The organism is Methylobacterium sp. J-059, from assembly GCF_022829485.1.
Classification (GTDB): Bacteria; Pseudomonadota; Alphaproteobacteria; order Rhizobiales; family Beijerinckiaceae; genus Methylobacterium.
The window spans coordinates 14,418-37,477 of record NZ_JAKSYA010000112.1 but is presented as its reverse complement, the minus strand read 5'-3'; the positions used below and the strand labels follow the sequence as shown (position 1 = coordinate 37,477).

The 23,060-nt window shown below is 71.8% G+C and carries 21 protein-coding genes; 15 read left to right on the top strand and 6 right to left on the bottom strand.

The window, feature by feature from the left end:
- Positions 1 to 4: 4 nt before the first annotated feature.
- From ftsA to MKK55_RS14650, 6 genes are all read left to right on the top strand, one after another.
- The gene (gene ftsA, locus MKK55_RS14675; RefSeq protein ID WP_147729212.1) at positions 5 to 1,327 is read left to right on the top strand and encodes a cell division protein FtsA; all 1,323 of its coding nucleotides are present in this window, start codon (positions 5 to 7) and stop codon (positions 1,325 to 1,327) included.
- Between the two features lie 103 nt (positions 1,328 to 1,430).
- Positions 1,431 to 3,149, top strand: coding sequence for a cell division protein FtsZ (gene ftsZ, locus MKK55_RS14670; protein ID WP_243933164.1), 1,719 nt, complete (start codon positions 1,431 to 1,433; stop codon positions 3,147 to 3,149).
- Positions 3,150 to 3,638: 489 nt separating this feature from the next.
- Positions 3,639 to 4,586, top strand: a complete 948-nt coding sequence (gene lpxC, locus MKK55_RS14665; RefSeq protein ID WP_147728110.1) for a UDP-3-O-acyl-N-acetylglucosamine deacetylase — start codon at positions 3,639 to 3,641, stop codon at positions 4,584 to 4,586.
- Positions 4,587 to 4,842: 256 nt separating this feature from the next.
- Positions 4,843 to 5,721, top strand: coding sequence for an outer membrane protein assembly factor BamD (locus MKK55_RS14660; protein ID WP_243935739.1), 879 nt, complete (start codon positions 4,843 to 4,845; stop codon positions 5,719 to 5,721).
- 176 nt (positions 5,722 to 5,897) lie between these two features.
- Positions 5,898 to 7,571, top strand: coding sequence for a DNA repair protein RecN (gene recN, locus MKK55_RS14655; RefSeq protein ID WP_147843379.1), 1,674 nt, complete (start codon positions 5,898 to 5,900; stop codon positions 7,569 to 7,571).
- Between the two features lie 133 nt (positions 7,572 to 7,704).
- Positions 7,705 to 7,899, top strand: coding sequence for a hypothetical protein (locus MKK55_RS14650; RefSeq protein ID WP_147728113.1), 195 nt, complete (start codon positions 7,705 to 7,707; stop codon positions 7,897 to 7,899).
- Positions 7,900 to 8,011: 112 nt separating this feature from the next.
- On the opposite strand, the gene MKK55_RS14645 is transcribed toward MKK55_RS14650, so the two are convergent.
- Complete coding sequence (locus MKK55_RS14645) at positions 8,012 to 8,269, bottom strand: hypothetical protein (RefSeq protein ID WP_147728114.1); 258 nt, start codon at positions 8,267 to 8,269, stop codon at positions 8,012 to 8,014.
- Positions 8,270 to 8,560: 291 nt separating this feature from the next.
- Here MKK55_RS14645 and pstS point away from each other — a divergent pair, with 291 nt between their 5' ends.
- The 6 genes from pstS (at position 8,561) to phoB (ending at position 14,153) form a co-directional block, all read left to right on the top strand.
- Entirely contained in the window at positions 8,561 to 9,601 is a 1,041-nt protein-coding gene (pstS, locus tag MKK55_RS14640) for a phosphate ABC transporter substrate-binding protein PstS (protein WP_147728115.1), read from the top strand.
- A gap of 191 nt (positions 9,602 to 9,792) precedes the next feature.
- Positions 9,793 to 10,773: a phosphate ABC transporter permease subunit PstC gene (gene pstC / locus MKK55_RS14635; protein WP_243935730.1), complete on the top strand. Its 981-nt coding sequence runs from the start codon at positions 9,793 to 9,795 to the stop codon at positions 10,771 to 10,773.
- A 10-nt stretch (positions 10,774 to 10,783) separates the two neighbouring features.
- The gene (gene pstA / locus MKK55_RS14630) at positions 10,784 to 11,674 is read left to right on the top strand and encodes a phosphate ABC transporter permease PstA (RefSeq protein ID WP_243935728.1); all 891 of its coding nucleotides are present in this window, start codon (positions 10,784 to 10,786) and stop codon (positions 11,672 to 11,674) included.
- A 31-nt stretch (positions 11,675 to 11,705) separates the two neighbouring features.
- Positions 11,706 to 12,524 carry a phosphate ABC transporter ATP-binding protein PstB gene (gene pstB / locus MKK55_RS14625; RefSeq protein WP_147728562.1) on the top strand — a complete coding sequence of 273 codons (819 nt, stop codon included), beginning with the start codon at positions 11,706 to 11,708 and terminating at the stop codon, positions 12,522 to 12,524.
- 32 nt (positions 12,525 to 12,556) lie between these two features.
- The gene (gene phoU / locus MKK55_RS14620) at positions 12,557 to 13,270 is read left to right on the top strand and encodes a phosphate signaling complex protein PhoU (RefSeq protein ID WP_147728561.1); all 714 of its coding nucleotides are present in this window, start codon (positions 12,557 to 12,559) and stop codon (positions 13,268 to 13,270) included.
- Positions 13,271 to 13,451: 181 nt separating this feature from the next.
- Entirely contained in the window at positions 13,452 to 14,153 is a 702-nt protein-coding gene (gene phoB / locus MKK55_RS14615) for a phosphate regulon transcriptional regulator PhoB (protein WP_243935720.1), read from the top strand.
- A gap of 208 nt (positions 14,154 to 14,361) precedes the next feature.
- On the opposite strand, the gene MKK55_RS14610 is transcribed toward phoB, so the two are convergent.
- The 4 genes from MKK55_RS14610 to MKK55_RS14595 all read right to left on the bottom strand — a co-directional run bounded on the left by MKK55_RS14610 (position 14,362) and on the right by MKK55_RS14595 (position 19,784).
- Positions 14,362 to 16,521: a protein-disulfide reductase DsbD family protein gene (locus MKK55_RS14610; protein ID WP_243935712.1), complete on the bottom strand. Its 2,160-nt coding sequence runs from the start codon at positions 16,519 to 16,521 to the stop codon at positions 14,362 to 14,364.
- 215 nt (positions 16,522 to 16,736) lie between these two features.
- Entirely contained in the window at positions 16,737 to 18,554 is a 1,818-nt protein-coding gene (locus MKK55_RS14605) for an aminopeptidase P family protein (RefSeq protein WP_243935710.1), read from the bottom strand.
- 63 nt (positions 18,555 to 18,617) lie between these two features.
- On the bottom strand, positions 18,618 to 18,803 hold the full coding sequence (locus MKK55_RS14600) for an Rmf/CrpP family protein (RefSeq protein ID WP_243935706.1): 186 nt from the start codon (positions 18,801 to 18,803) through the stop codon (positions 18,618 to 18,620).
- A gap of 30 nt (positions 18,804 to 18,833) precedes the next feature.
- Positions 18,834 to 19,784, bottom strand: coding sequence for a 50S ribosomal protein L11 methyltransferase (locus MKK55_RS14595; protein WP_243933187.1), 951 nt, complete (start codon positions 19,782 to 19,784; stop codon positions 18,834 to 18,836).
- 239 nt (positions 19,785 to 20,023) lie between these two features.
- Here MKK55_RS14595 and MKK55_RS14590 point away from each other — a divergent pair, with 239 nt between their 5' ends.
- Positions 20,024 to 20,227 carry a hypothetical protein gene (locus MKK55_RS14590; RefSeq protein ID WP_147729157.1) on the top strand — a complete coding sequence of 68 codons (204 nt, stop codon included), beginning with the start codon at positions 20,024 to 20,026 and terminating at the stop codon, positions 20,225 to 20,227.
- An 87-nt stretch (positions 20,228 to 20,314) separates the two neighbouring features.
- A complete protein-coding gene (gene modB, locus MKK55_RS14585) occupies positions 20,315 to 21,007 on the top strand; it encodes a molybdate ABC transporter permease subunit (protein WP_147729156.1) in 693 nt (230 codons plus the stop codon).
- 71 nt (positions 21,008 to 21,078) lie between these two features.
- Here modB and MKK55_RS14580 read toward each other — a convergent pair whose 3' ends face one another.
- Positions 21,079 to 21,735 (bottom strand): glutathione S-transferase, encoded by a 657-nt coding sequence (locus MKK55_RS14580; protein WP_243935691.1) that lies wholly within the window; start codon positions 21,733 to 21,735, stop codon positions 21,079 to 21,081.
- A gap of 62 nt (positions 21,736 to 21,797) precedes the next feature.
- On the opposite strand from MKK55_RS14580, the gene modC reads away from it, so the two are divergent.
- Positions 21,798 to 22,898: a molybdenum ABC transporter ATP-binding protein gene (modC, locus tag MKK55_RS14575; RefSeq protein ID WP_243935689.1), complete on the top strand. Its 1,101-nt coding sequence runs from the start codon at positions 21,798 to 21,800 to the stop codon at positions 22,896 to 22,898.
- Positions 22,899 to 23,060 lie beyond the last annotated feature (162 nt).

Here is a 23,060-nt window from a genome sequence, read left to right as displayed (position 1 = left end):
GCTGATGCATTCCCAACATGGCCTGACGCCCCGCCTGAAGCCGCTCTCGGCGCGCCGCAGCACCACGCTGTCGGTGCTCGACATCGGCACCAGCAAGGTCGTCTGCCTCATCGCCGAGCTGCAGCCGGCCGAAGCCCTCACCACGCTGAAGGGCCGGACGCACCTCGCCCGCATCATCGGCATCGGCCACCAGCGCTCGCACGGGCTGAAGGGCGGCGCGATCGTCGACCTCGAGGCCGCCGAGGGCGCGATCCGCCAGGCGGTGCACGCCGCCGAGCGGATGGCCAAGGTCGAGGTCCAGTCGGTCATCGTCAACATGAGCGGCGGGCGCCTCGCCTCGCAGCACTTCCAGGCGCGGGTCAACGTCCGCACCGGCACCGTCACCGGCGCCGACGTGGAGCGCGTGCTGGAGACCGCGAGCGCCCACGGCGTCAGCCCCGGCCGCGCCGTGCTGCACGCGCTGCCGACCGGCTACGCCCTCGACGGCCAGGGCGCGGTGATCGACCCCTCGGGGATGATCGGCGAGGCGCTCGGGGTCGACCTCCACGTCGTCACGGCGGAAGCCGCGGCCGCCCGCAACGTCATGCTCGCGATCGAGCACTGCCATCTCGGCGTCGAGGCGGTGATCGCCACCCCCTACGCCGCCGGCCTCTCGGCGCTGGTCGACGACGAGGCCGAGATGGGCGTCTGCGTCGTCGACATGGGCGGCGGCACCACGAGCTTCGGCGTGTTCTCCGGGGGGCACCTCGTCCACACCGATGCGATCGCGGTCGGCGGCCACCACGTCACCATGGACATCGCCCGCGGGCTCTCGACCCGGGTCGCGGCGGCCGAGCGGCTGAAGACGCTCTACGGCTCGGCCATCGCCACCCCGTCGGACGAGCGCGACATGATCGCCGTCCACGGCGTCGGCGAGGACGAGGGCGAGACCCCGAACCACGTTCCGCGCTCGCAGCTGGTGCGGATCATCAAGCCGCGGGTCGAGGAGGTGGTCGAGCTCGTCCGCGACCGCCTGCGCGCGGCCGGCTTCGCCGCCCAGGCGGGGCGCCGGGTCGTGCTCACGGGCGGCGCGAGCCAGCTCGTCGGCCTGCCCGAGGTCACCCGCCGGGTGATGCAGGGCCAGGTCCGGATCGGGCGCCCGCTCGGCATCCGCGGCCTGCCCGAGGCGGCCAAGGGTCCGGCCTTCTCGGCCGCGGTCGGCCTGCTGGTCTACCCGCAGGTGGCGCATGCCGAGCACTTCGAGCCGCGGGGGCAGCGCGCCTTCGCCGGCACCGGCACCGACGGTTACATCGGCCGCGTCTACGAGTGGCTGAAGCAGGGTTTCTAGGCGTTTTCCCGGGCGCCCTCTCGCGCCCGGCCTCGACGAATCGGCGCTTCCTCCACGGAGGCGCTCCGGACAACGCGTTAAAGGTCACGAAGGGCTCGACACCATGGCCATCTCTCTCCAGGCGCCTGACATCCGCGAACTCAAGCCCCGCATCACCGTGTTCGGTGTCGGCGGCGCCGGCGGCAACGCCGTCAACAACATGATCGAGTCGGGCCTGCTCGGCTGCGAGTTCGTCGTGGCCAACACCGACGCCCAGGCGCTGACCTCGTCGAAGGCCGAGCGCGTGATCCAGATGGGGCTGGGCGTGACGCAGGGCCTCGGCGCCGGCTCCCACCCCGAGGTCGGCTCGGCCGCCGCCGACGAGGTGATCGACGAGATCCGCGACCAGCTCTCGGGCGCGCACATGTGCTTCATCACCGCCGGCATGGGCGGCGGCACCGGCACCGGCGCGGCCCCCGTCATCGCCCGCGCCGCCCGCGACATGGGCATCCTCACCGTCGGCGTCGTGACGAAGCCGTTCCAGTTCGAGGGCCTGCGCCGCATGCGCACGGCGGAAGCCGGCATCCAGGAGCTGCAGGCGGCTGTCGACACGCTGATCGTGATCCCGAACCAGAACCTGTTCCGGGTCGCCAACGAGAAGACCACCTTCGCCGACGCCTTCGCGATGGCCGACCAGGTGCTCTACTCGGGCGTCGCCTGCATCACCGACCTGATGGTTAAGGAAGGCCTGATCAACCTCGACTTCGCCGACGTGCGCGCGATCATGCGCGGCATGGGCAAGGCGATGATGGGCACCGGCGAGGCGTCCGGCGAGAAGCGCGCCAGCCGCGCGGCCGAGGCCGCGATCGCCAACCCGCTCCTCGACGACGTCTCGATGAAGGGCGCCCGCGGCCTGCTGATCTCGATCACCGGCGGCGCCGACCTGACGCTGTACGAGCTCGACGAGGCCGCCACCCGCATCCGCGAGGAGGTCGATCAGGAAGCCAACATCATCCTCGGCGCGACCTTCGACGAGAGCCTCGACGGCATCATCCGCGTCTCGGTCGTCGCCACCGGGATCGAGCCGGCGCTGATCTCGGCCAACTCGCCGAACAACAAGGAGATCGCCGAGACCGAGCAGCGCATCGCCGAGGTCGCCGAGCGCCTGCGCTCCGAGGCCCGCTCGCGCGCCGCCCAGAACGCCCCGAGCTTTCGCGCCGCGGCCGAGCCGGCCGTGACGCAGGCTCAGCCGGCCCCCGTCCAGCCCGCGCGCCCGGCCCCCGAGCCGGTGCAGCACGCCGAGCCCCGCATCGAGGCGGCTCCGGTGATGCGCGACGATATCATGCTGACCCAGTCCCAGCCCCGCGCCGCCGCCCCGTTCGTGCCGGCCCCGGCGCCGGCCCCCGAGCCGGTCGCCCAGCACCATGCCGGCCCGTTCATGCCGCCGCGCCCGGCAGCTCCCGTCGCCGCCCCGCTCGCCCGCGCCCCGCGGATGCCGCAGATCCACGAGCTGCCGCCGATCGCCCAGACCCAGATCGCCGCCAGCCGCGGCGAGCCGGTCGACAACCAGGGCGACACCAAGCGCACCAGCCTGCTCCGCCGCCTCGCGACCGTCGGCTTCGGCGGCCGCCGCGAGGAAGCCGAGCCGGCGCCGGCGCCCCGCGCCCAGCCGCAGGTCCAGGCCCCGATGCCGCCGGCCCCGCGGGTCCAGGCTCCGGTCGCCCCGACCTACCGCCCGGCGCAGGGCAACCTCGACGCGCAGGGCCGCATGGCGCCCCAGCCGCGGATGATGGACGACGACCAGCTCGAGATCCCGGCCTTCCTCCGCCGGCAGGCCAACTGATCCGACGCTCACCGAGACCCCGCGGGCGAAGGCCCGCGGGACTTATTCGCGCGATTCGCCGCCCGGCCGGGATGCCGCCCGGGCGCCTGTCGCACCGCAGCATGGATCCGCCGCTCCGCGAGGGCCGGCGGGTTCTTTCGTCGTTCCGGGCGCCGTTTCCGGTCCCGTCGCGCGGCCTCGGACCCGGTCATGGTGCCTCGAAGACACAGCGCGCCGCGGTTGTAGAGGGCTTGTTAACCATTCGTTAACATGTTGCACTGGAACGATATTCCCGAGATCGCGGCGCAAGCGTGTCTGTAACACAGCGTAAGAAAGCGTGATTTGGCCGTGCTGTGCGCCGCAGCTATAAAAATCTCGGACCAACGAATAGCGGCGCGGTTTTCGGACCGACGCCGCACGCAGGGGCTTCAAGCAGCGGACGGATCGGAAGGCGTCGTCACCACGCGAAATGCGGGGTGGCGTGGCCGGATCGCGGCCGAGGGCTAAGGAATGCGGACGAACCAACAAACAACCCTCAAGGGCGCGACCGTGCTGAGCGGCATCGGCGTCCATTCCGGAAACCCGGTTGCGATCACGCTGCGCCCGGCTTCCGCGAACCACGGCATCGCTTTCCTCCGCACCGGAATGGCCTCCGGCAACGACCGTCTGATCAAGGCCCACCACGCCTGCGTTTCCGCGACCGAGCTCTGCACCGTGATCGGCGACGTCGAATCCGGTGCGGTCGCCACGATCGAGCACCTGATGTCCGCCTTCTACGGCCTGGGCGTCGACAACGCGCTGGTCGAGATCGACGGACCGGAAATGCCGATCCTCGACGGAAGCGCGCTCCCCTTCGTCAAGGCGATCGACGCGGTTGGCATCGCGCAGACCGGCACCGCCCGCCGCTGGATCAAGGTGCTGCGCCATGTCCGCATCGAGGCGGGCACCGCCTTCGCCGAGCTGCGCCCGATCGACCGGGGCTTCCGCCTCGACGTCGAGATCGATTTCGAAAGCCCGGTGATCGGCCGCTCGCGCAAGGCGATGGACCTCACCGCCGCCGCCTACCGCCGCGAGATCGCCCCCGCCCGCACGTTCGGCATGATGAAGGACGTGGAGCGCTACTGGAAGGCGGGCTTCGCCCTCGGCGCGTCCCTCGAGAACACCGTCGCCGTCGGCGAGACCGACGTGGTCAACCCGGAAGGCCTGCGCTTCGCCGACGAGTTCGTCCGGCACAAGTTCCTCGACGCGGTCGGCGACCTCGCCCTCGCCGGGCTGCCGCTCCAGGGCGCCTACCGCTCCTATTGCGGCGGGCACCGCATGAACGTCGGCATCCTCGAGGCCCTGTTCGCCGACCGTGCGAACTACGCGATCGTCGAGGCCCAGGGCACCCGCCGCGAGACCGCGCTCGCCGAGTTCGGCGCCGGCCTCGGCATCGCCGCCTTCGCCGGCGACCTCTGAGATCTCTCCGGCAAACCGCCTGCCGCCCGCGGGCGATGTGGCCTGCAAGACACAGCCGGCCGCCGATCTGCGCGGGCGTGGAACCGCCGCTTTCATGCCCGAATCTGGCGCCACGGTGAATCGTCCGTGAAGAGCGCGGCAGTCCGGGATGCGGTGGCACCTCGGACCCGGTAGAGTGCCGGCGCCGACACGACGTCATGATGGCTCAACGGCGCGCTGCGACGCAGGACGCGCCCGTTCGGGGGAAGAACCGCCAATGCCTGTCATCCTTCGGACCCGCGGAGCGGCGGCGGCCGTGCTCATCACCGCCTTCGGCCTCGGTCTCGGCGGCTGCGACGCGCTCGACCCGACCAACCTGTTCGCCGACAAGTACAAGCCCGAGGTCGTGCAGGACACGCCGGCCGACAAGCTCTACAGCGAAGGCTTGGCGAAGATGGAAGACAGCGACTACGAGGGCGCCGTCAAGAAGTTCGATTCGCTCGACAAGCAGTACGCCTATTCCGACTGGTCGCGCCGCGCGCTGCTGATGACGGCCTACGCGAACTACGAGGGCCAGAAGTACGACGACGCGATCACCGCCTCGAAGCGCTACCTGCAGCGGCACCCGGCGAGCAAGGACGCGGCCTACGCCCAGTACCTGATGGCGATGTCGCAGTATAAGCAGATCCCCGACGTCACTCGCGACCAGGACCGGTCCGAGAAGGCGCTCGTCGCCCTGCAGGAGCTCGTCCAGAAGTATCCGACCTCGGAATACTCGACCGACGCCAAGGCCAAGATCCAGATCACCCGCGACCAGCTCGCCGGCAAGGAGATGGAGGTCGGGCGCTACTACCTCGAGCGCCGCAACTTCCCTGCCGCGATCAACCGCTTCCGCGACGTGGTGAGCAAGTATCAGACGACGCGTCACGCCGAGGAGGCGCTGGAGCGGCTGACCGAGGCCTACATGGCGCTCGGCATCACCGCCGAGGCGCAGAACTCGGCCGCCGTGCTCGGGCACAACTTCCCCGACAGTCCCTGGTACAAGGACGCGCACGCCCTCCTGCAGAACGGCGGCCTCGAGCCGCGCGAGGAGAAGAGCTCGTTCCTCAGCAAGATCTACTCCTCGGTGATGGGCCGCACGGCCGCCGCCCAGTAGGCCGCCCGCGCATCACGACCGGACGCGACTCGCGGGCGGGGCTTCGGCTCCGCCCGTTTCGCATTTCGGGGGTGCGGTCGGCCCGGCATCGGCCTACATGACGGCTTCGTATTTCCCTTAAGTTTGGGTTGCCCGGCCGGACGACGGCCGGCGCCCCGGAGGCTCGAAGGCGCGGCATGCTGGTGCAGCTCGCGATCCGCGACATCGTCCTGATCGACCGGCTCGACCTGAACTTCTCCGGCGGGCTCAGCGTGCTCACCGGCGAGACCGGCGCGGGCAAGTCGATCCTGCTCGACGCGTTCAGCCTGGCGCTGGGCGGGCGCGGCGACGGCTCCCTCGTGCGCCACGGCGAGGCGCAGGGCGGCATCACCGCGGTGTTCGACGTCGGACTCGACCATCCCGCCCGGCGGATCGCCGCGGAATCGGAGATCGACACCGAGGGCGACCTGATCCTGCGGCGCACGCAGATGGCCGACGGGCGCACCCGCGCCTTCGTCAACGACCAGCCCGTCGGCGTGCAGGTTCTGCGCGCGATCGGCGCGGCCCTGGTCGAGATCCACGGCCAGCACGACGACCGCGCGCTCGCCGACGTCACCACGCACCGCGCCATCCTCGACGCCTTCGGCGGCCTGAGCGGCCCGCTCGACGCGGTCGCGAAGGCGGCCAAGACCGTCCGGGTCGCCCGCACGACGCTGGCCGAGCATCGCGCCCGCGTCGAGACCGCGCGCCGGGAAGCCGACTTCCTGCGCCACGCGGTCGAGGAGCTGGCGGCCCTCGATCCGAAGCCCGGCGAGGAGGCGACCCTGGCCGAGCGCCGCACCGTGATGCAGCAGAGCGAGAAGGTCGCGCGCGAGCTGAACGACGCGCTCGCCGCCGTCGGCGGCTCGCATTCGAGCGTGCCGCAGCTCTCTTCGGCGATCCGCAAGCTCGAGCGCCGGGCGGCGCAGCTGCCGGCGCTTGTCGAGCCCTGCGTCGCGGCGCTCGACGCCGCCCTCGTCGCCCTCGACGAGGCCCGCGCCGTCCTCGACGCGGCGGTGGCCGAGGCCGAGTTCGACCCGCGCGAGCTGGAGCGGGTCGAGGAGCGGCTGTTCGCCCTGCGCGCGGCCTCGCGCAAGTACGACGTCGCCGCCGACGACCTCGCCGCCCTGCGCGAGCGCTACGAGGCGGACGTCGCCGCGATCGATGCCGGCGAGGAGGCGCTCGCCGGCCTGGAGGCGACGCTGCAAACGGCCGAATCGGCCTACGCCAAGGCCTCCGAGAAGCTCAGCGCGGGGCGTCGGCGCGCGGCCAAGGCGCTCGACGCCGCCGTGCAGGCCGAGCTGCCCCCGCTGAAGCTCGAGCGCGCCCGGTTCATCACCGAGATCGTCACCGATCCCGAATCGCGCGACGCCGCCGGCATCGACCGGGTCGCGTTCTGGGCGCAGACCAATCCCGGCACCAAGGCCGGCCCGATGATGAAGGTGGCGTCCGGCGGCGAGCTGTCCCGCTTCATGCTCGCCCTCAAGGTGGTGCTCGCCGACAAGGGCTCGGCGCCGACGCTGATCTTCGACGAGATCGACACCGGCGTCGGCGGCGCGGTCGCCGACGCGATCGGCGCGCGGCTGGCGCGGCTGTCGCAGGACGTGCAGGTGGTGGCGGTGACGCACGCGCCCCAGGTCGCGGCGCGCGCCGGCACGCATTTCCTGATCGCCAAGGACGCGGTGAAGGGGGCTGGCCGCGTCGCCACCCGCGTCGCCTCGCTCCCCGTCGCGGCCCGCCGCGAGGAGATCGCCCGCATGCTCGCTGGCGCCACCGTCACCGACGAGGCCCGCGCCGCCGCCGCCCGCCTGCTCGAAGGCGCGGCGGTCTAGGATCGGATACCGATGAGCGCGCAGAACGGTCGGTTAAGGTTAATCCCTCCTTAACCATCCGGACCGACACTGTTGGGATCCGGTGGCGAAACCGATTCGCGGACGCCGGCGCTTCCATGTTCCGGGGGGGACCATGCATCAGGCCGCAGCCAAGTTCGAAGTCCTCGCGTCGCATCGCAACGGCGCCAGCGTCGACACCCATCATCTCGGCCAGACCCTGCGCACCGTCTACGAGGGCAGCGTCGACAAGCAGCCGATCCCCGATTCCCAGGTCGACCTCCTGCTGCGCATGCGCCAGAAGGAGCGCGACCGCCGCCGCAGCGCCTGAGGCTGGGAGGCGGCTCGCACGCGGCTCGCCGCGGGGGACGACCCGTCGATCGTGGGGCGAAGTGGCGAGGTTCGCCCGATCGCCGCGAGACGCGGGACCCAGCCGAGACAGGCTACCAGCGGCGGGCGCCCGGGCGACGCTGGTATTCGGCCGCGCGGATGCGCGTCAGCACCCGGTCGAGGCTCATCAGCATCGACGCCTCGTCGGCGCGGGCCCGCTCGGCCTCGCCCGGCTCCGTGCTGAAGTTCTGCCGTGCCTTCGCCAGCGCCAGGTCGCGCTCCAGGGCCTCGCGCTCGGCGTGGAGCGCCTGGTAGGCGTGGTCGTCGGGGAGCGGCGCACGCGTCGGCGCCGCAGGCGAATCGTGGGACACGGGATCGACCTTCCGATCCGGCGAGCCGCGGCGGGATGCTCGCGACAGGGCCCGGATCGCAATGAGAACGCGCCAACACCGTAAAGCGTGCCATCGCCACAGCATTCGCCGGCCGCGTTCGCGCTCGCCTCAAGCCCTGGTTGCGCCGTGTCATGCGGCTGTCATCTGCGTGCCCTAACGGCGGCGGTGTCGAGCGATGCGGCCGCGGCCGCCGGGTCGCCGGGTGGCCCGCGCGAATGCGAACGCGCGGATCGCGCTGCCCGGCACGCTCGACGGATGACGGAGATCGATGTGAAACCCTTCACCTACGCGCTCGCCCTCGGCCTCGCGACGGCGCAGCTCGCCTTCCCGGCGCTCGCCGCCGACATCACCGGCGCCGGTGCGACCTTCCCGTTCCCGGTCTATTCCAAGTGGGCGGAAGCCTACCGCAAGGACAGCGGCACCGGCTTGAACTACCAGTCGATCGGCTCTGGCGGCGGCATCAAGCAGATCCAGGCCAAGACGGTCGATTTCGGCGCCACCGACGCGCCGCTGAAGGGCCCCGCCCTGGAGAAGGACGGCCTCGTCCAGTTCCCGACCGTGATGGGCGGCGTCGTCGCCGTCGTGAACATCCCCGGCGTCGAGCCGGGCAAGCTCAAGCTCACCGGCGACGTGATCGCCGACATCTACGCCAACAAGATCACCAAGTGGTCGGACCCGAAGATCGCCGCGCTCAACGAGGGGCTGAAGCTCCCCGACGCGAACATCACCCCGGTCTACCGCTCGGACGCCTCGGGCACGACGAACATCTTCACCACCTATCTCAGCCAGGTCTCCGAGGGCTGGAAGAAGGAGTTCGGCGCCGCCACCACCGTGAGCTGGCCCGCCGGCCAGGGCGGAAAGGGCAACGAGGGCGTTACCGCCACCGTCAAGCAGGTCCCGAACGCCATCGGCTACGTCGAGTCGGCCTACGCCAAGCAGAACAAGCTCAGCTACGCGCTGATCCGCAACAAGGCCGGCAAGTTCCCGCAGCCGGACGACAAGGCGTTCCAGGCGGCCGCGGCCAGCGCCGACTGGAAGAGCGCGCCCGGCTTCGGCATCACGCTCACCGACCAGGCCGGCGACGACGCCTGGCCGATCACGGCGGCGACCTTCATCCTCGTCCACAAGGAGGCCGCCGATCCGGCCAAGTCCGCCGACGTGCTGAAGTTCTTCGACTGGGCCTACAAGAACGGCGACAAGCTCGCCTCCGACCTCGACTACGTGCCGCTGCCGGACGCCGTCGTCGGCCTGATCCACGAAGAGTGGAAGCAGGTGAAGGGCAAGGACGGAAAGCCCGTCCTCGGCATGTGAGGCCGAACCCGCGGGGCCGCACGCGGCCCCGCGGCCGATCGCGACGAGCGGACGGCCCGCGCGAAGCGCGAGGGCTGCCCGTTCCCCGAGCGGGCGCAGCGTCCTCGCCGGATCTCGCCCGCGCGTCCGGCCCCGCCCTCGCGCCCGGCCGTTCGGCGCGCTACCACGCCAGCCGGTGAAAAGAACCGCGGATGACCGCCTTGACTGAACAGATCGCCGTGACGCGCGCCGCCTCGGGCGCGCGCCTGCGCAAGGGGCCGAGCAAGGGCCTCGACGCCCTGTTCCGCGCCGCCGCCTACGGTTCGGCCCTGCTGGTGCTGCTGGTGCTCGCCGGCATTCTCGGCTCGATCCTCCACGGCGGCTGGCCCGCCTTCCGCGAGTTCGGCTTCGGCTTCCTCACCTCGAGCGCCTGGAACATCGGCACCGAGCAGTACGGCGCCCTGGTCGCCGTCACCGGAACGCTCGCCTCCGCGGTGCTCGCCCTGGTGATCGGCGTGCCGATCTCGCTCGGCATCGCGATCTACCTGACGCAGCTCTGCCCCGGCTGGGCGCGCAAGCCCGTCGGCATGACGATCGAGCTGCTCGCCGCCGTGCCCAGCATCATCTACGGCATGTGGGGCCTGTTCATCTTCGCGCCGCTCTTCGCCCGATTCGTGCAGATGCCGGTGTCGAACCTGGTCGAGGGCATGCCGATCGTCGGCACGCTGCTCTACGCCCGCGTGCCCTCGGGCGTCGGCGTGCTCACCGCCGGCATCATCCTGGCGATCATGATCGTGCCGTTCGTGGCCTCGATCGCCCGCGACATGCTCGACCAGATCCCGACGATCCTGCGCGAGAGCGCCTACGGCATCGGCTGCACCACCTGGGAGGTGGTCCGCCACGTGCTGCTGCCGCAGGCCTCGGTCTCGATCATCGGCGCGATCATGCTCGGCCTCGGGCGCGCCCTCGGCGAGACCATGGCGGTGACCTTCGTGGTCGGCAACGCCAACCGCCTCTCGGCCTCGGTGTTCGATCCCGGCTCGACCATCGCCTCGCGCATCGCCAACGAGTTCAACGAGGCCGACGGCCTGCAGCTGAACTCCCTGATGGCGCTCGGCTGCATCCTGTTCGCGATCACCTTCGTCGTCCTGATCATCGCCCGCTTCCTGACGCGCCGCGTCAAGGTCGCCTGAGGGACCCGCCATGGACGCTCCCAACACGATCCGTCCGGCGCCGGCCCTGAAGCCGGCCCGCATCCGCGGCAGCCGCCGGGTCGCCGACCGCACGCTGCGGATCGCCTGCCTGACGGCCACCGTGCTCGGCGCCTTCGTCCTCGGCTCGATCCTGCTGATGCTCATCGTCGAGGGGGCGCGCGGGTTCTCGCCGCTGCTGTTCACCCAGCCGACCCCCGGCCCCGGCTCGGAAGGCGGTGGCATCGCCAACGCCATCCTCGGCAGCCTCGTGCTCACCGGCATCGGCATCCTCATCGCCACGCCGATCGGGCTGATGGCCGGCACCTACCTCGCCGAGTACGGCCGCGGCTCGAAGCTCGCCGAGGTGATCCGCTTCCTCAACGACATCCTGCTCTCGGCTCCCTCGATCCTGATCGGCCTGTTCGTCTACACCCTGATGGTGCGGCCGATGGGGACCTATTCCGGCTGGGCCGGCGGCGTCGCGCTGGCGATCATCGCGACCCCTGTGATCGTGCGCACCACCGAGGACATGCTGCGCCTCGTCCCCGGCACGCTGCGCGAGGCCGGCGTGGCGCTCGGCGCCCCGATGTCGACGGTGATCCGCAGCGTGACCTGGCGGGCGGCCTCGGCCGGCATCGTCACCGGCATCATCCTCGCGCTGGCCCGCATCGCCGGCGAGACCGCGCCGCTCCTGTTCACGGCGCTCAACAACAACTCGTGGTTCAGCCCGGACCTGATGGGCGGCGTCGCGAACCTGCCGGTGATGATCTACCAGTTCGCCCTCTCGCCCTACCCGAACTGGCAGCAGCTCGCCTGGGCCGGCGCGCTCCTGATCACCATGACGATCCTGCTGCTCTCGGTCGTCGCCCGCTTCGTCATCAAGCCGCAGCGCGCCCGCTGATCCGCCGCCGGCATCCACGAGGAACACGACGATGAACGCCGCTCCCGCGATCAACGCCACCCGGTTCGACGGCCGCAACCCGGCCGACGAGCACGCGCCGATCCGCATCAGCGCCCAGGCCCTGAACTTCTACTACGGCCAGTTCCACAGCCTGAAGAACATCAACCTCGACTTCCACGACCGGCAGGTGACCGCGCTGATCGGCCCCTCGGGCTGCGGGAAGTCGACCCTGCTGCGCACCTTCAACCGGATCTACAGCCTGTACCCGGAGCAGCGCGCCGAGGGGCAGGTGCTGCTCGACGGCCAGAACATCCTCGATTCCGGCGTGGACCTGAACGAGCTGCGCTCGCGCATCGGCATGGTGTTCCAGAAGCCGACGCCGTTCCCGATGTCGATCTACGACAACGTCGCCTTCGGCCTGCGGCTCTACGAGAAGCTGCCGAAGTCCGAGCTCGACGGCCGCGTCGAATCGGCCCTGCGCAAGTCCGCGCTGTGGGACGAGGTGAAGGACAAGCTCAAGCAGTCCGGCATGGGCCTCTCCGGCGGCCAGCAGCAGCGCCTGTGCATCGCCCGCACGGTGGCCCAGAGCCCGGAGGTGATCCTGTTCGACGAGCCGACCTCGGCCCTCGACCCGATCTCGACCGGCCGCATCGAGGAGCTGATCGAGCAGCTGCGCAGCGAGTTCACGATCGTCATCGTGACGCACAACATGCAGCAGGCGGCCCGCATCTCGCAGTTCACCGCCTTCATGTATCTCGGCGAGGTCATCGAGGTCGGCCCGACCAACCGCATCTTCATGAACCCGACGGTGCGCCAGACCCAGGACTACATCACCGGCCGCTTCGGCTGAGCCGCACCCGGATCGTTCGAGGACCCACGCCCATGCCCGGCCACATCGTCACGTCCTACGACACCGACCTCGAAGACCTGCGCCGCTCGATCTCCGAGATGGGCGGCGTCGCCGAGAAGATGATGACCGAGGCGACCGACGCGCTCGTCCGCCGCGACACCCAGCTCGCCCAGGCGGTAATCGTCGCCGACAAGCGCCTCGACACGCTGCAGCGCGAGATCGAGGAGCGCGCGGTGCTGCTCATCGCGCGGCGCCAGCCGATGGCGATCGACCTTCGCGAGACGATCTCGGCGATCCGCGTCTCGGGCGACCTCGAGCGCATCGGCGACCTCGCCAAGAACATCGCCAAGCGCGTCGTCGCGATCAGCGACCAGGCCCAGGCCCAGAAGATCGTGCTCGGCGTGCAGCACATGAGCGACCTCGTCCAGGAGCAGCTCAAGGACGTGCTCGACGCCTATGCCAGCCGCGACGTCAACGCGGCCCACAACGTGTGGGAGCGGGACGGCGAGATCGACGCGCTGTACAACTCGCTGTTCCGCGAGCTACTGACCTACATGATGGAAGACCCGCGCAACATCTCGTTCTGCACGCATCTGCTGTTCTGCGCCAAGAACGTCGAGCGTATCGGCGACCACACCACCAACATCGCCGAGACGATCCACTACCTGTCCACCGGCGAGAACCTCGCGGGCGACCGCCCGAAGAACGACGCCTCGAACTACGCGACGGTGGCACCGGGCGCCTGAGGGCTGCCGTCTCCTCCCCTCCTCCTCTGCGGGGGGAGGGTGGGCCTCGCGTGAGCGGGGGTCGGGAGAGGGGAGCGACCGCTCCGGATACGGCGCTCCCCTCTCCCGACCCGCTTCAGGGGGGAGGGAGGTCCGTGGCGATGGATGAGAAAGTCGGGCGGTCCGCCCGGGAGTGCCCTGCATGCGTACGCGGATCCTGATCGTCGAGGACGAGGAGGCGCTGACCACCCTCCTGCGCTACAACCTCGAAGCCGAGGGCTTCGAGGTCGATTCCGCCGCCCGCGGCGACGAGGCCGAGCTGCGCCTGCAGGAGCAGGTGCCCGACCTGATCCTGCTGGACTGGATGCTGCCGGGGCTCTCGGGAATCGAGCTGTGCCGCCGGGTGCGGGCGCGGCGCGAGACGATGTCCCTGCCGGTCATCATGCTCACCGCCCGCGGCGAGGAGGGCGACCGCATCCGCGGCCTCGGGACGGGGGCCGACGACTACATCGTCAAGCCGTTCTCCGTGCCGGAACTGCTGGCGCGCGTCCGCGCGCTGCTGCGGCGCGCCAAGCCCAGCCACGTCGCGAACCTGCTGGAAGCCGGCGACATCGAGCTCGACCGCGACAGCCATCGCCTGCGCCGGGCCGGCGGCGAGATCCACCTCGGGCCGACCGAGTTCAAGCTGCTCGAGTTCCTGATGCAGAGCCCCGGCCGGGTCTATTCCCGCGAGCAGCTCCTCGACGGCGTATGGGGCCACGACGTCTACATCGACGAGCGCACCGTCGACGTGCATGTCGGCCGCCTGCGCAAGGCCCTGAACCGCGCCGGCGAGACCGACCCGATCCGCACCGTCCGCGGCTCGGGGTACGCCTTCGACGAGACGTTCTCGGGCGAGGATTGAGTTCGGCTTTCGGTGGACGGCTCAAGCGACCGCAACGATCCGCGACCTGCCGTGGGTCCCTTCTCCCATGGGGAGAAGGACAGGATGAGGGGCGTGAGTCATTCGGGTCGGTCACGACCCTCACCCCAACCCTCTCCCCATGGGAGAGGGAGCCGTCGCGCACACTGAAGTGATGTCAGTCCTACGAAAATTATATTTTTACCAAGCTTCAGGGGACCTTCGTCCCCCCGCCGTCGAGCCCCGCGCTGCGGCCCGTCGCCTTCACGGCGTCCAGCGCGCTCAGCATCGTCCCCTCGGTGAGGATCTGCGGCAGCACCGTCGGCTCTCCGGCCCCCGCATAGAGCAGGTAGAGCGGCACGCCGCTCCGGCCGTGGCGCTCGAGCAGGCGGGTGATCTCCGGGTTCTGGTTGGTCCAGTCGCCCTTGAGATACGTGACGTCGCGCGCGCGCATCGCCGCGCCGACCGCCGCCGTCCCGAGCGAGGTGCGCTCGTTGACCTGGCAGGTGATGCACCACGCCGCCGTCATGTCGACGAAGACCGGCCGGCCGCTCGCCAGCAGCGCGTCGAGGCGGGCCTGCGTGAACGGCTCGATCCCCTCGGCCCGGGCCTGGGCCCCCGGTGCGACGCGGTCGTGGTCGAGGGTGAGGGCGAGCCCCGCCACGCCGGCGACGGCGAGCACCGCGAGGCCGCGGGCGAGCTGCGCCCGGACCGGCCGCGCGTCGCGGCCGAGCTCCCACGCCCAGGCGGCGAAGCCCATCAGCACCAGCCCGATCAGCGCCGCGAGCAGGCCCTGCGGCCCGACCTGCTGCGCCAGCACCCAGACCAGCCAGGCGACCGTGGCGTAGATCGGGAAGGCGAGGGCCTGCTTCAGCACGTCCATCCACGCGCCGGGCCGGGGCAGGGCGCGCAGCGCCGGCGGCCACAGGGTGAGCGCCAGGAAGGGCAGGGCGAGGCCGAGGCCGAGGCTCGCGAACACGACGAGGCCGGCAGCGGTCGATTGCGTCAGCGCGAAGCCCACGGCCGAGCCCATGAACGGGGCGGTGCACGGCGTCGCCACGACCGTCGCGAGCACGCCGGTGAAGAACGAGCCCTGGAGCCCGGCCCGCCGGGTCAGCCCGTCGCCGAGCCCGGACAGCCGACCGCCGAGGTGAAGCATGCCCGACAGGCTCAGGCCCATGGCGAAGAGCAGGTAGGCCAAAGCCGCCACCACGGTCGGCGATTGCAGCTGGAAGCCCCAGCCGATCCCGGCGCCGCCGGCCTTCAGGGCGATCAGCAGCGAGGCCAGCGCGAGGAACGCCGCCAGCACCCCCGCGGTGTAGGCGAGCCCGTGCAGCCGGACCCGCGCCGGCGCCTCGCCGGAATGCCTCACCAGGCTCAGCACCTTGATCGACAGCACCGGGAAGACGCAGGGCATCAGGTTGAGGATCAGGCCGCCGAGCAGCGCGAGGCCGGCCGCGGTCCACAGGGTCAGCGCCTCGGCCGGGTCGGTGCGCGCCGCCGCCGGCGCTGCGCTCGGCATCGCGCCGCCGCCGGCGAGCGCCGCCTCCTCGCCGAGCGCGAAGGCCTGCCGAACGAGGCCGCCGCCGGTGTCCTCGTCGATCGCCAGCACGCCGGGCAGCGATTCGGGCGCGGGGTCGGCGGGCGTCGCGCGGGTCAGCGTCAGGTGGAGGCCCGAAGCGTCGACGGTGAAGGGCTGCGGCGCGGCGTTGTCGATCGCCGTCTCGGAATAGGGGAAGAACGCCACCGCGCGGACCGTGTCCGCGGCGAGGCCCGGAGCCTCGAGGTCGAGGGCGAGCCGGTCGCCCTGGCTCGACAGCCGCACCGGCCACGGCGCGCGCTTGGGCAGGGCGGCACGGGCGCGGGCGAACAGGTCGACGTTGCCGGGATCGGCCGTGGCCTCGCGCGCGACCGGCAGCGTCAGGGCGAGATCGGCCGAGCCGGGAATGCACTCCGTCTCGCACACGAGATAGGTGAGCTTGCCCGCCAGCGTCACCGGCGCGGCCGGGTCGAGGCTCGGCGGCGGGGTGACCCGCACGAGCAGGATCGCCTCCCCCTCGTAGCCGAAGTTCATCAGCGTCGCGATCGGGATGCGGTGCGGCGCCGGCCACTGGATCGCCGAGGCCGAGAAGCCCGCCGGCAGGGTCCAGATCACCTCCGGCGGCAGGCCGGAATCGCCGGGATTGCGCCAGTAGACGTGCCAGCCCGGCTTCATCGCCATGCGGATGGCGACGGTGAACGGCGTGGCCCCCGCCACCGCCGCGGGCTCCGCCGCGAGGCTCGCCCGCACGAGGTCGGCCGGCGGCTTGAAGCCCTGGGCCGCAACCGGCCACGCGAGCAGGGACAGGAGGAGGGCGGCTGCGCGGATCATGCGGTCCTTATCGCGCGACCGACGACGACGGTTTCACGCCGCCATCCTCATAGGCCCGAACCAGCGGAGGGTAAAATCGTGGGCGTGCGACAGGTTGGAACGGAGGCACCGCCGGATCGCGCATTCGAAGCGCGACGCGGCTCCCCCACGCGGGAGAGGGGACCCGCGTCAGGCTGGATGTTCCCGCGGATGCGCGGTTCGATCGTTCGAACTCTTTAGGACCCGCTGCTCAACGCCGCCGTCGCCCGCTCCAGCCAGGCCCGCGTCTCCGGGTCGAGGTCCGCGGACAACACGTCGCGGACGCGGGCGTGATAGGCGTCGACCCAGGCGCGCGCGTCCGGGCTCAGCATCTCCGGCACGATCAGGCGGCGATCGTAGGGGACGAGCGTCAGGGTCTCGAAGCCGAGCACCGGGCGCTCGCCGCCGGGCACCGTGCGGGGCTCGACGAGGACGAGGTTCTCGATGCGGATGCCGTAGGCGCCCGCCCGGTAATAGCCCGGCTCGTTGGAGAGGATCATGCCCAGCTCGAGCGCCACCGTCCCGGTCTTGGCGATGCGCTGCGGGCCTTCGTGCACCGACAGGAAGGCGCCGACGCCGTGGCCGGTGCCGTGGTCGAAGTCGAGGCCGGCCTCCCAGAGCGGCAGGCGCGCCAGGGTGTCGATCTGCGCGCCGGTGGTGCCCTTGGGGAAGACTGCGCGGCCGATGGCGACGTGGCCGCGCAGCACGCGGGTGTAACGATCGCGCATCTCCGCGCTCGGCGCACCCACCGCCACCGTGCGGGTGATGTCGGTGGTGCCGTCCAGGTACTGGGCACCCGAATCGATCAGGAACAGCTCGCCCGGCGCCGCCCTCCGGTCGGTGGCGCGCGTCACCCGATAATGCACGATCGCCCCGTTCGGCCCGGAGCCGGAGATCGTCGGGAACGAGACGTCGCGCAGATCCCCGCCGGCCGCGCGAAAATCCTCCAGCGCCTCCACCGCGGCGATCTCGCTCGGCGCGTCCTGCCCGTCGAGCCAGGCGAGGAAGCGCACCACGCTCGCCCCGTCGCGCCGGTGCGCGGCGCGGGCGCCGGCGATCTCGGCCTGGTTCTTCACCGCCTTCATCGCGGTGATCGGGTCCGGGCCGACGTCGGCGGTGCCGCCCACCGCCGCGACGCGTTCCTTCAGCGCGACCGCGCCCGTCGCCGCATCGAGGCGCACGCGCTTGCCCGCGAGCTCGCCGAGCGCCGGCTCGAACGCGTCGCGCCCGTCGATGTCGGCGATCGGTCCGAGCGCGTCGCGCGCCTCCGCCGTCACGTCGCCGGAGGCGAGGAAGAGCCGCGGCCGGCCCTCGCGCGGCAGGACGGCGTAGCCGAGCGCGAGCGGCGTGTGGCCGACGTCGGCCCCGCGCAGGTTGAACGCCCAGGCGAGGTTGTGCGGATCGGAGATCACCAGCGCATCGCACTGGCCGGTCTCGAGCTCGGCGCGGATGCGCGCGATCTTCTCGCTCGCGGCCTCTCCGGCGAAATCCAGCGGATGGGCGGCGACGCGTCCGGCCGGAGGCTTCGGTCGCCCGGCCCAGACCGCGTCCACCGGGTTCTCGGAGAGCGCCTTCACCTCCGCGCCGGCCTTGGCGGCCGCGCGTTCCAGGCGGGCGACGCCATCGGGCGTGTGCAGCCAGGGATCGTAGCCGAGCACCGCGCCGCGCCGCAGCGTCCGGGCGATCCAGGCCTCGGCGGTGCTCTCGGCGAGCGGCACGATCGCGACCACGCCGGGATCGACCTGTTCCGGCGCCTGCAGGGTGTAGCGTCCGTCGACGAACAGCGCCGCGGCATCCGCCAGGATCACGGCGGTGCCGGCCGAGCCGGTGAACCCGGTCAGCCAGGCGAGACGCTCGGCATTGGCCGGGACGTATTCGGACTGGTGCTCGTCGGCCCGCGGCACGACGAAGCCGTCGACGCCGGCTTCCCGGAGGGCGGCACGAAGGGCGGCGACGCGCTCCGCCGCCTTGCGGTGGCTCGAATCGTCGAAGGTCTGGAAGCGGATGCGGCTCATCCGGCCAGGGTATCGCCGGCGCGGGTCGGCGGGCAACCGACCTCAGCGGGTATCGATGCGATCTCAGCCGCCATCCATCGGCGGGTCGGCGGCGCGATCGCCGGGTGTGCCGTCGTAGCCTTCGAGCCAGGCTCTGCGCGCATCGGACCCGACCGGGTAGGGGCATGCATCCTTCGGGCGGCCGTGGCTGCGGGCGCGGGCGCCTTCGGTGATCGGATCGGCGGGCGGTTTCGCGGGCGTGTCGGTCATGCCGGGAAAATGCGGGCGCCCGCGTTCGGTTCAGCGATGCGGGAAACCGCCGCGCGCGCCACGGGCGAGCGGCCGCGGCGCCGCCCCGCCGCGGCGGAGCACCAGGGCGACCCAGCCCTCGATCGTGCCCTTCGAAGCGAGATGGAAGCCGCGGTGGCGGTAGGCCGAGAGCACGCCGGCGACGTCGCGCTCGATCAGGCCCGAGAGCACCAGCACGCCGCCCTCAGCCACCACGGCCGACAGCGTCGGCGCGAGCCGCCGCAGCGGGCGCGCGAGGATGTTGGCGAAGACCACGTCGAAGTGGCGCGGCCGCGCGGCCAGGGCGTTGCGCACGCCGGGCGCCTCGTAGAGCTTGAGGTACGGCCCGAGGCCGTTGGCATGGGCGTTGGCGCGGGCGGTCCTGACCGCCTCGCCGTCGAGGTCGCCGGCGATCACCGGCCGGCGCAGAGCCTTGGCGGCGGCGAAGGCGAGGATGCCGGTGCCGGTGCCGACGTCGAGCACCCGGCCGGGGCGCCCGCGCTTCAGCACGTCGACCAGCGCCTTGAGGCAGCCGAGCGTGGTGCCGTGATGGCCGGTGCCGAAGGCGAGCGCCGCCTCGATCTCAATGGCGAGCTCGTTCGGCCGCACGGTGGCGCGGTCGTGCGAGCCGTGGATGCGGAAGCGGCCGGCCCGCACGGGCACGAGGCCTTCGAGCGAGGCGCGGACCCAGTCCTTCTGGTCGATGGTGCGGAACTCCGCCGCGTCCGCCTGCGCGCCGACCACGGGGCGGATCAGGTCGCGGATGAAATCCTCGTCCGGCGCGTCGGCGAAGTAGGCTTCCAGCCGCCACGTCACCCCGTCCTCCGCCTCGAAGGCGGCGACCGCCGTCTCGGTCGGGTCGAACATCTCGCCGAGCAGGTCGGTCATCGTGCGCGCCGACCGCTCGTCGGTCATCAGCTGCAGGACGTGGGTCGGGCGGTTCGGGTGCAGGCCTTCGAGCATGGCCGGCCTTACCACCCTCGGCCGCGTTCCGCGACGTGTGGCGCAGTCCGCGGCGGAAATGTTGTGGCCCGTCCGGTCCCGCGATGGCCGAGGTCGGCAACCGCGGCAAAATCGCCTGGCAATGCGGCAGATTGTTTACCCGTTCATCATATGGACCCCCGGAACCGGGGTTACCGTGCAGCGTTTTCGGTCACTTCTCCGCGTCGTCCGAGTCGTTCGACCATCGAGGGTGCGTCCGCGTGACCAATTCGAGACCATCCGTTCGTCGGCCGGTCGTCCTTAACGGCGTCTCGCGCCGCCGTCGCCAACCGGTCCGCGCCCGCGACACGTTGCTCGGGGCCGAAGCCCTCGACACGCCCCTGCCGGGCCAGCTCCTTGTACTGCTGAGCCGGCTGCACCGCGCCGAGGACGCGAAGCCCCGCGGAGACGAGTTCGACGCCTGAGCGGCTTGCGCGCGGCATCGTCCGCGTCCAAGCCTGCGGCGTGAGGGGACGCGACGATCCGCGGCGCCCGGACGGGACGCGCCATCCTTGCTCGACCTGACGCCCGACGAGTGGACCGCGGTGGCACTGAGCCTGAAGGTGGCCGCCGTCGCGACGCTTGCGAGCCTCGGGCCCGGCCTGCTGGTGGCCTGGCTGCTCGCCAAGCGCACGTTTCCGGGTCGCGCCGTCCTCGACGGCCTCGTGCACCTGCCGCTGATCCTGCCGCCGGTCGTGACCGGCTACCTGCTGCTCCTGACCCTCGGGCGACGCGGCCTCGTCGGCGCGTGGCTCGCCGAGGCGGGCATCGTGTTCGCCTTCCGTTGGACCGGGGCGGCGCTCGCCTGCGCGGTGATGGGCTTCCCGCTGATGGTGCGGGCGATGCGCCTGTCGATCGAGGCGGTGGACGCCCGGCTCGAGCAGGCGGCCGCGACGCTGGGCGCCCGGCCGATCGCGGTGTTCCTCACGGTGACGCTGCCGTTGAGCCTGCCCGGCATCCTCGCCGGCGCGGTGCTCGCCTTCGCCAAGGCGATGGGCGAGTTCGGCGCCACCATCACCTTCGTCTCGAACATTCCCGGCGAGACCCAGACGCTGCCTTCGGCGATCTACACCTTGACGCAGGTGCCGGGCGGCGAGGCCGGCGCCTTGCGCCTGACGCTGATCTCGGTCGCCCTGTCGATGACCGCGCTGCTGCTCTCGGAGGTGCTGGCCCGCCGCATCGGCCGGAAGCTGGGAGCGGGGTGATGGAATCCCCGTCGCATGCCAGGGGCACCCTCCCCCGCGGAGGGGGGAGGGGAAAGCCCCACAGCCGCGCCTCACGCATAGGCGTACGGCCCACCGCGCTCCAGCGCCCGCTTGTAGGCCGGGCGGGCATGGATGCGGGCGAGCCAGCCGGTCAGCTTGGCGCCGGCTCCGGTGCCGCGTGCGGCAAAGGCTTCGAGGGGAAAGCTCATCTGGATGTCGGCGGCGGTGAAGTCCGCGCCGCAGAACCACGGCCGGGCGGACAGCTCCTCCTCCCAATAGGCGGCGTGGCGGCGCAGCTCCGGGTCGACGAACTTGGCCGTCACCGCCTTGGCGATCCCCCTCGCGAGGGGGCGCACCAGGGCGGGGCTGCCCGGCGCCAGCCGGGAGAACACCAGCTTCAGCAGCAGCGGCGGCATCGCCGAGCCTTCCGCGTAATGGAGCCAATAGATGTAGCGGCGATGCGCTTCCGTGCCCGGCGCAGGCACCAGCGCGCCGCCGCAGCGGGCGGTGAGGTATTCGACGATGGCACCGGACTCGGCCACCACGATGTCGTCGTCGGTGATCACCGGCGACTTGCCGAGCGGGTGGATCGCCCGCAACGCCGGCGGCGCCAGCATCGTCTCGCGGTCCCGGGCGTAGCGCTTCACCGTGTAGTCCAGGCCGAGCTCCTCGAGCAGCCAGAGCACCCGCTGCGAGCGGCTGTTCTCCAGGTGGTGGACGGTGATCATGCGCAGCCTTCCGTGAGGGTATCGCTGCACAACGCCGGTCCGCGCCGATCGAGCCGCCCGGCATGACGCTCGACGTCGCCGTCGCCCTGCGCCGGGGCGCCTTCACGCTCGACGCCGCCTTCGCCGCCGGGGCCGGGCTCACCGCCCTGTTCGGGCGCTCGGGCTCGGGCAAGACCACGCTGATCGACCTGATCGCCGGGTTGAGCCGGCCCGATCGCGGCCGCATCGTCGTCGCCGGCGAGACGCTGGTCGACACCGACCGGCGCATCGCCCTGCCGGTGCACCGGCGCCGGATCGGGCTGGTGTTCCAGGATGCCCGCCTGTTTCCCCACCTCAGCGTGCGGAGCAACCTCGGCTACGGCCGCTTCTTCGCGGGCCGCCGGGCGGAACGGGCCGAGCACGACGCCGTGGTCGAGATGCTCGGCATCGGCCACCTGCTCGACCGGCAGCCCGCGGGGCTCTCCGGCGGCGAGCGCCAGCGCGTCGCCATCGGCCGGGCACTGCTGGCGAGACCCCGCCTGCTGCTGATGGACGAGCCGCTGGCGGCGCTGGACGAGGCGCGCAAGGGCGAGATCCTTCCCTATATCGAGCGCCTGCGCGACGAGGCCGGGATCCCGATCGTCTACGTCAGCCACGCGGTCGGCGAGGTCGCGCGGCTCGCCAACACCGTGGTGGTGCTGGAGGCTGGCCGCGTCGCCGCCGCGGGCCCGGCGGAGGCGATCCTGCGCCGGGCCGACCTCGTCCCGGTCCACGAGGCCGAGGCCGGCGCGCTGCTCGACATGACGGTCGCCGGGCACGACCCGGCGGCCGGCCTGACCCGGCTCGAAGGTGCGGCCGGGCGGCTGCTCGTCCCGCTCCTGCCGCGGGCGATCGGCAGCGTCGTGCGGGTGCGCGTGCCGGCCCGCGACGTGCTGATCGCGACCGCGGTGCCGTCGGGCCTCAGCGCGCGCAACATCCTCTCCGGCCGGGTCGCGGCGCTGATCCCGGCGGGCAACGCGGTGATGGTCGAGGTGGCGTGCGGCGGGGCGGTGCTCGCGGCCCGCCTGACCGGGGCCGCCGTGCGCGACCTCGACCTCGCGGTCGGCCGCCCCGTCCACGCGGTGATCAAGAGCGTCGCCCTCGATCCCGCCGGGATGGGCGGGCGCCGGGCGATCGAGATTTGAGGCATGGTCTGACTCGGCCCGCTGCAGCCGCAGCAGCCGATTGCTGCGCTCGGAAACGGGCGTTCATGGGCCGTGCGCTCCGAGTGTGTTCGGCGCGGTTTGCGCACCCAAAACCACAGTTCTTCTAGGAGTAAAATCTGAATCCGGTAGTTTTTAATCGAT

Coding starts and splice junctions, on each gene's coding strand:
- recN (WP_147843379.1), top strand. CDS start 5,898: ATGCTGGTGCAGCTCGCGATCCGCGACATCGTCCTGATCGACCGGCTC.
- phoB (WP_243935720.1), top strand. CDS start 13,452: ATGCGTACGCGGATCCTGATCGTCGAGGACGAGGAGGCGCTGACCACC.
- MKK55_RS14605 (WP_243935710.1), bottom strand. CDS start 18,554: ATGAGCCGCATCCGCTTCCAGACCTTCGACGATTCGAGCCACCGCAAG.
- pstB (WP_147728562.1), top strand. CDS start 11,706: ATGAACGCCGCTCCCGCGATCAACGCCACCCGGTTCGACGGCCGCAAC.
- pstA (WP_243935728.1), top strand. CDS start 10,784: ATGGACGCTCCCAACACGATCCGTCCGGCGCCGGCCCTGAAGCCGGCC.
- lpxC (WP_147728110.1), top strand. CDS start 3,639: ATGCGGACGAACCAACAAACAACCCTCAAGGGCGCGACCGTGCTGAGC.
- ftsA (WP_147729212.1), top strand. CDS start 5: ATGCATTCCCAACATGGCCTGACGCCCCGCCTGAAGCCGCTCTCGGCG.
- pstC (WP_243935730.1), top strand. CDS start 9,793: ATGACCGCCTTGACTGAACAGATCGCCGTGACGCGCGCCGCCTCGGGC.
- ftsZ (WP_243933164.1), top strand. CDS start 1,431: ATGGCCATCTCTCTCCAGGCGCCTGACATCCGCGAACTCAAGCCCCGC.
- MKK55_RS14650 (WP_147728113.1), top strand. CDS start 7,705: ATGCATCAGGCCGCAGCCAAGTTCGAAGTCCTCGCGTCGCATCGCAAC.
- MKK55_RS14580 (WP_243935691.1), bottom strand. CDS start 21,735: ATGATCACCGTCCACCACCTGGAGAACAGCCGCTCGCAGCGGGTGCTC.
- MKK55_RS14595 (WP_243933187.1), bottom strand. CDS start 19,784: ATGCTCGAAGGCCTGCACCCGAACCGCCCGACCCACGTCCTGCAGCTG.
- phoU (WP_147728561.1), top strand. CDS start 12,557: ATGCCCGGCCACATCGTCACGTCCTACGACACCGACCTCGAAGACCTG.
- MKK55_RS14600 (WP_243935706.1), bottom strand. CDS start 18,803: ATGACCGACACGCCCGCGAAACCGCCCGCCGATCCGATCACCGAAGGC.
- modC (WP_243935689.1), top strand. CDS start 21,798: ATGACGCTCGACGTCGCCGTCGCCCTGCGCCGGGGCGCCTTCACGCTC.
- MKK55_RS14660 (WP_243935739.1), top strand. CDS start 4,843: ATGCCTGTCATCCTTCGGACCCGCGGAGCGGCGGCGGCCGTGCTCATC.
- MKK55_RS14610 (WP_243935712.1), bottom strand. CDS start 16,521: ATGATCCGCGCAGCCGCCCTCCTCCTGTCCCTGCTCGCGTGGCCGGTT.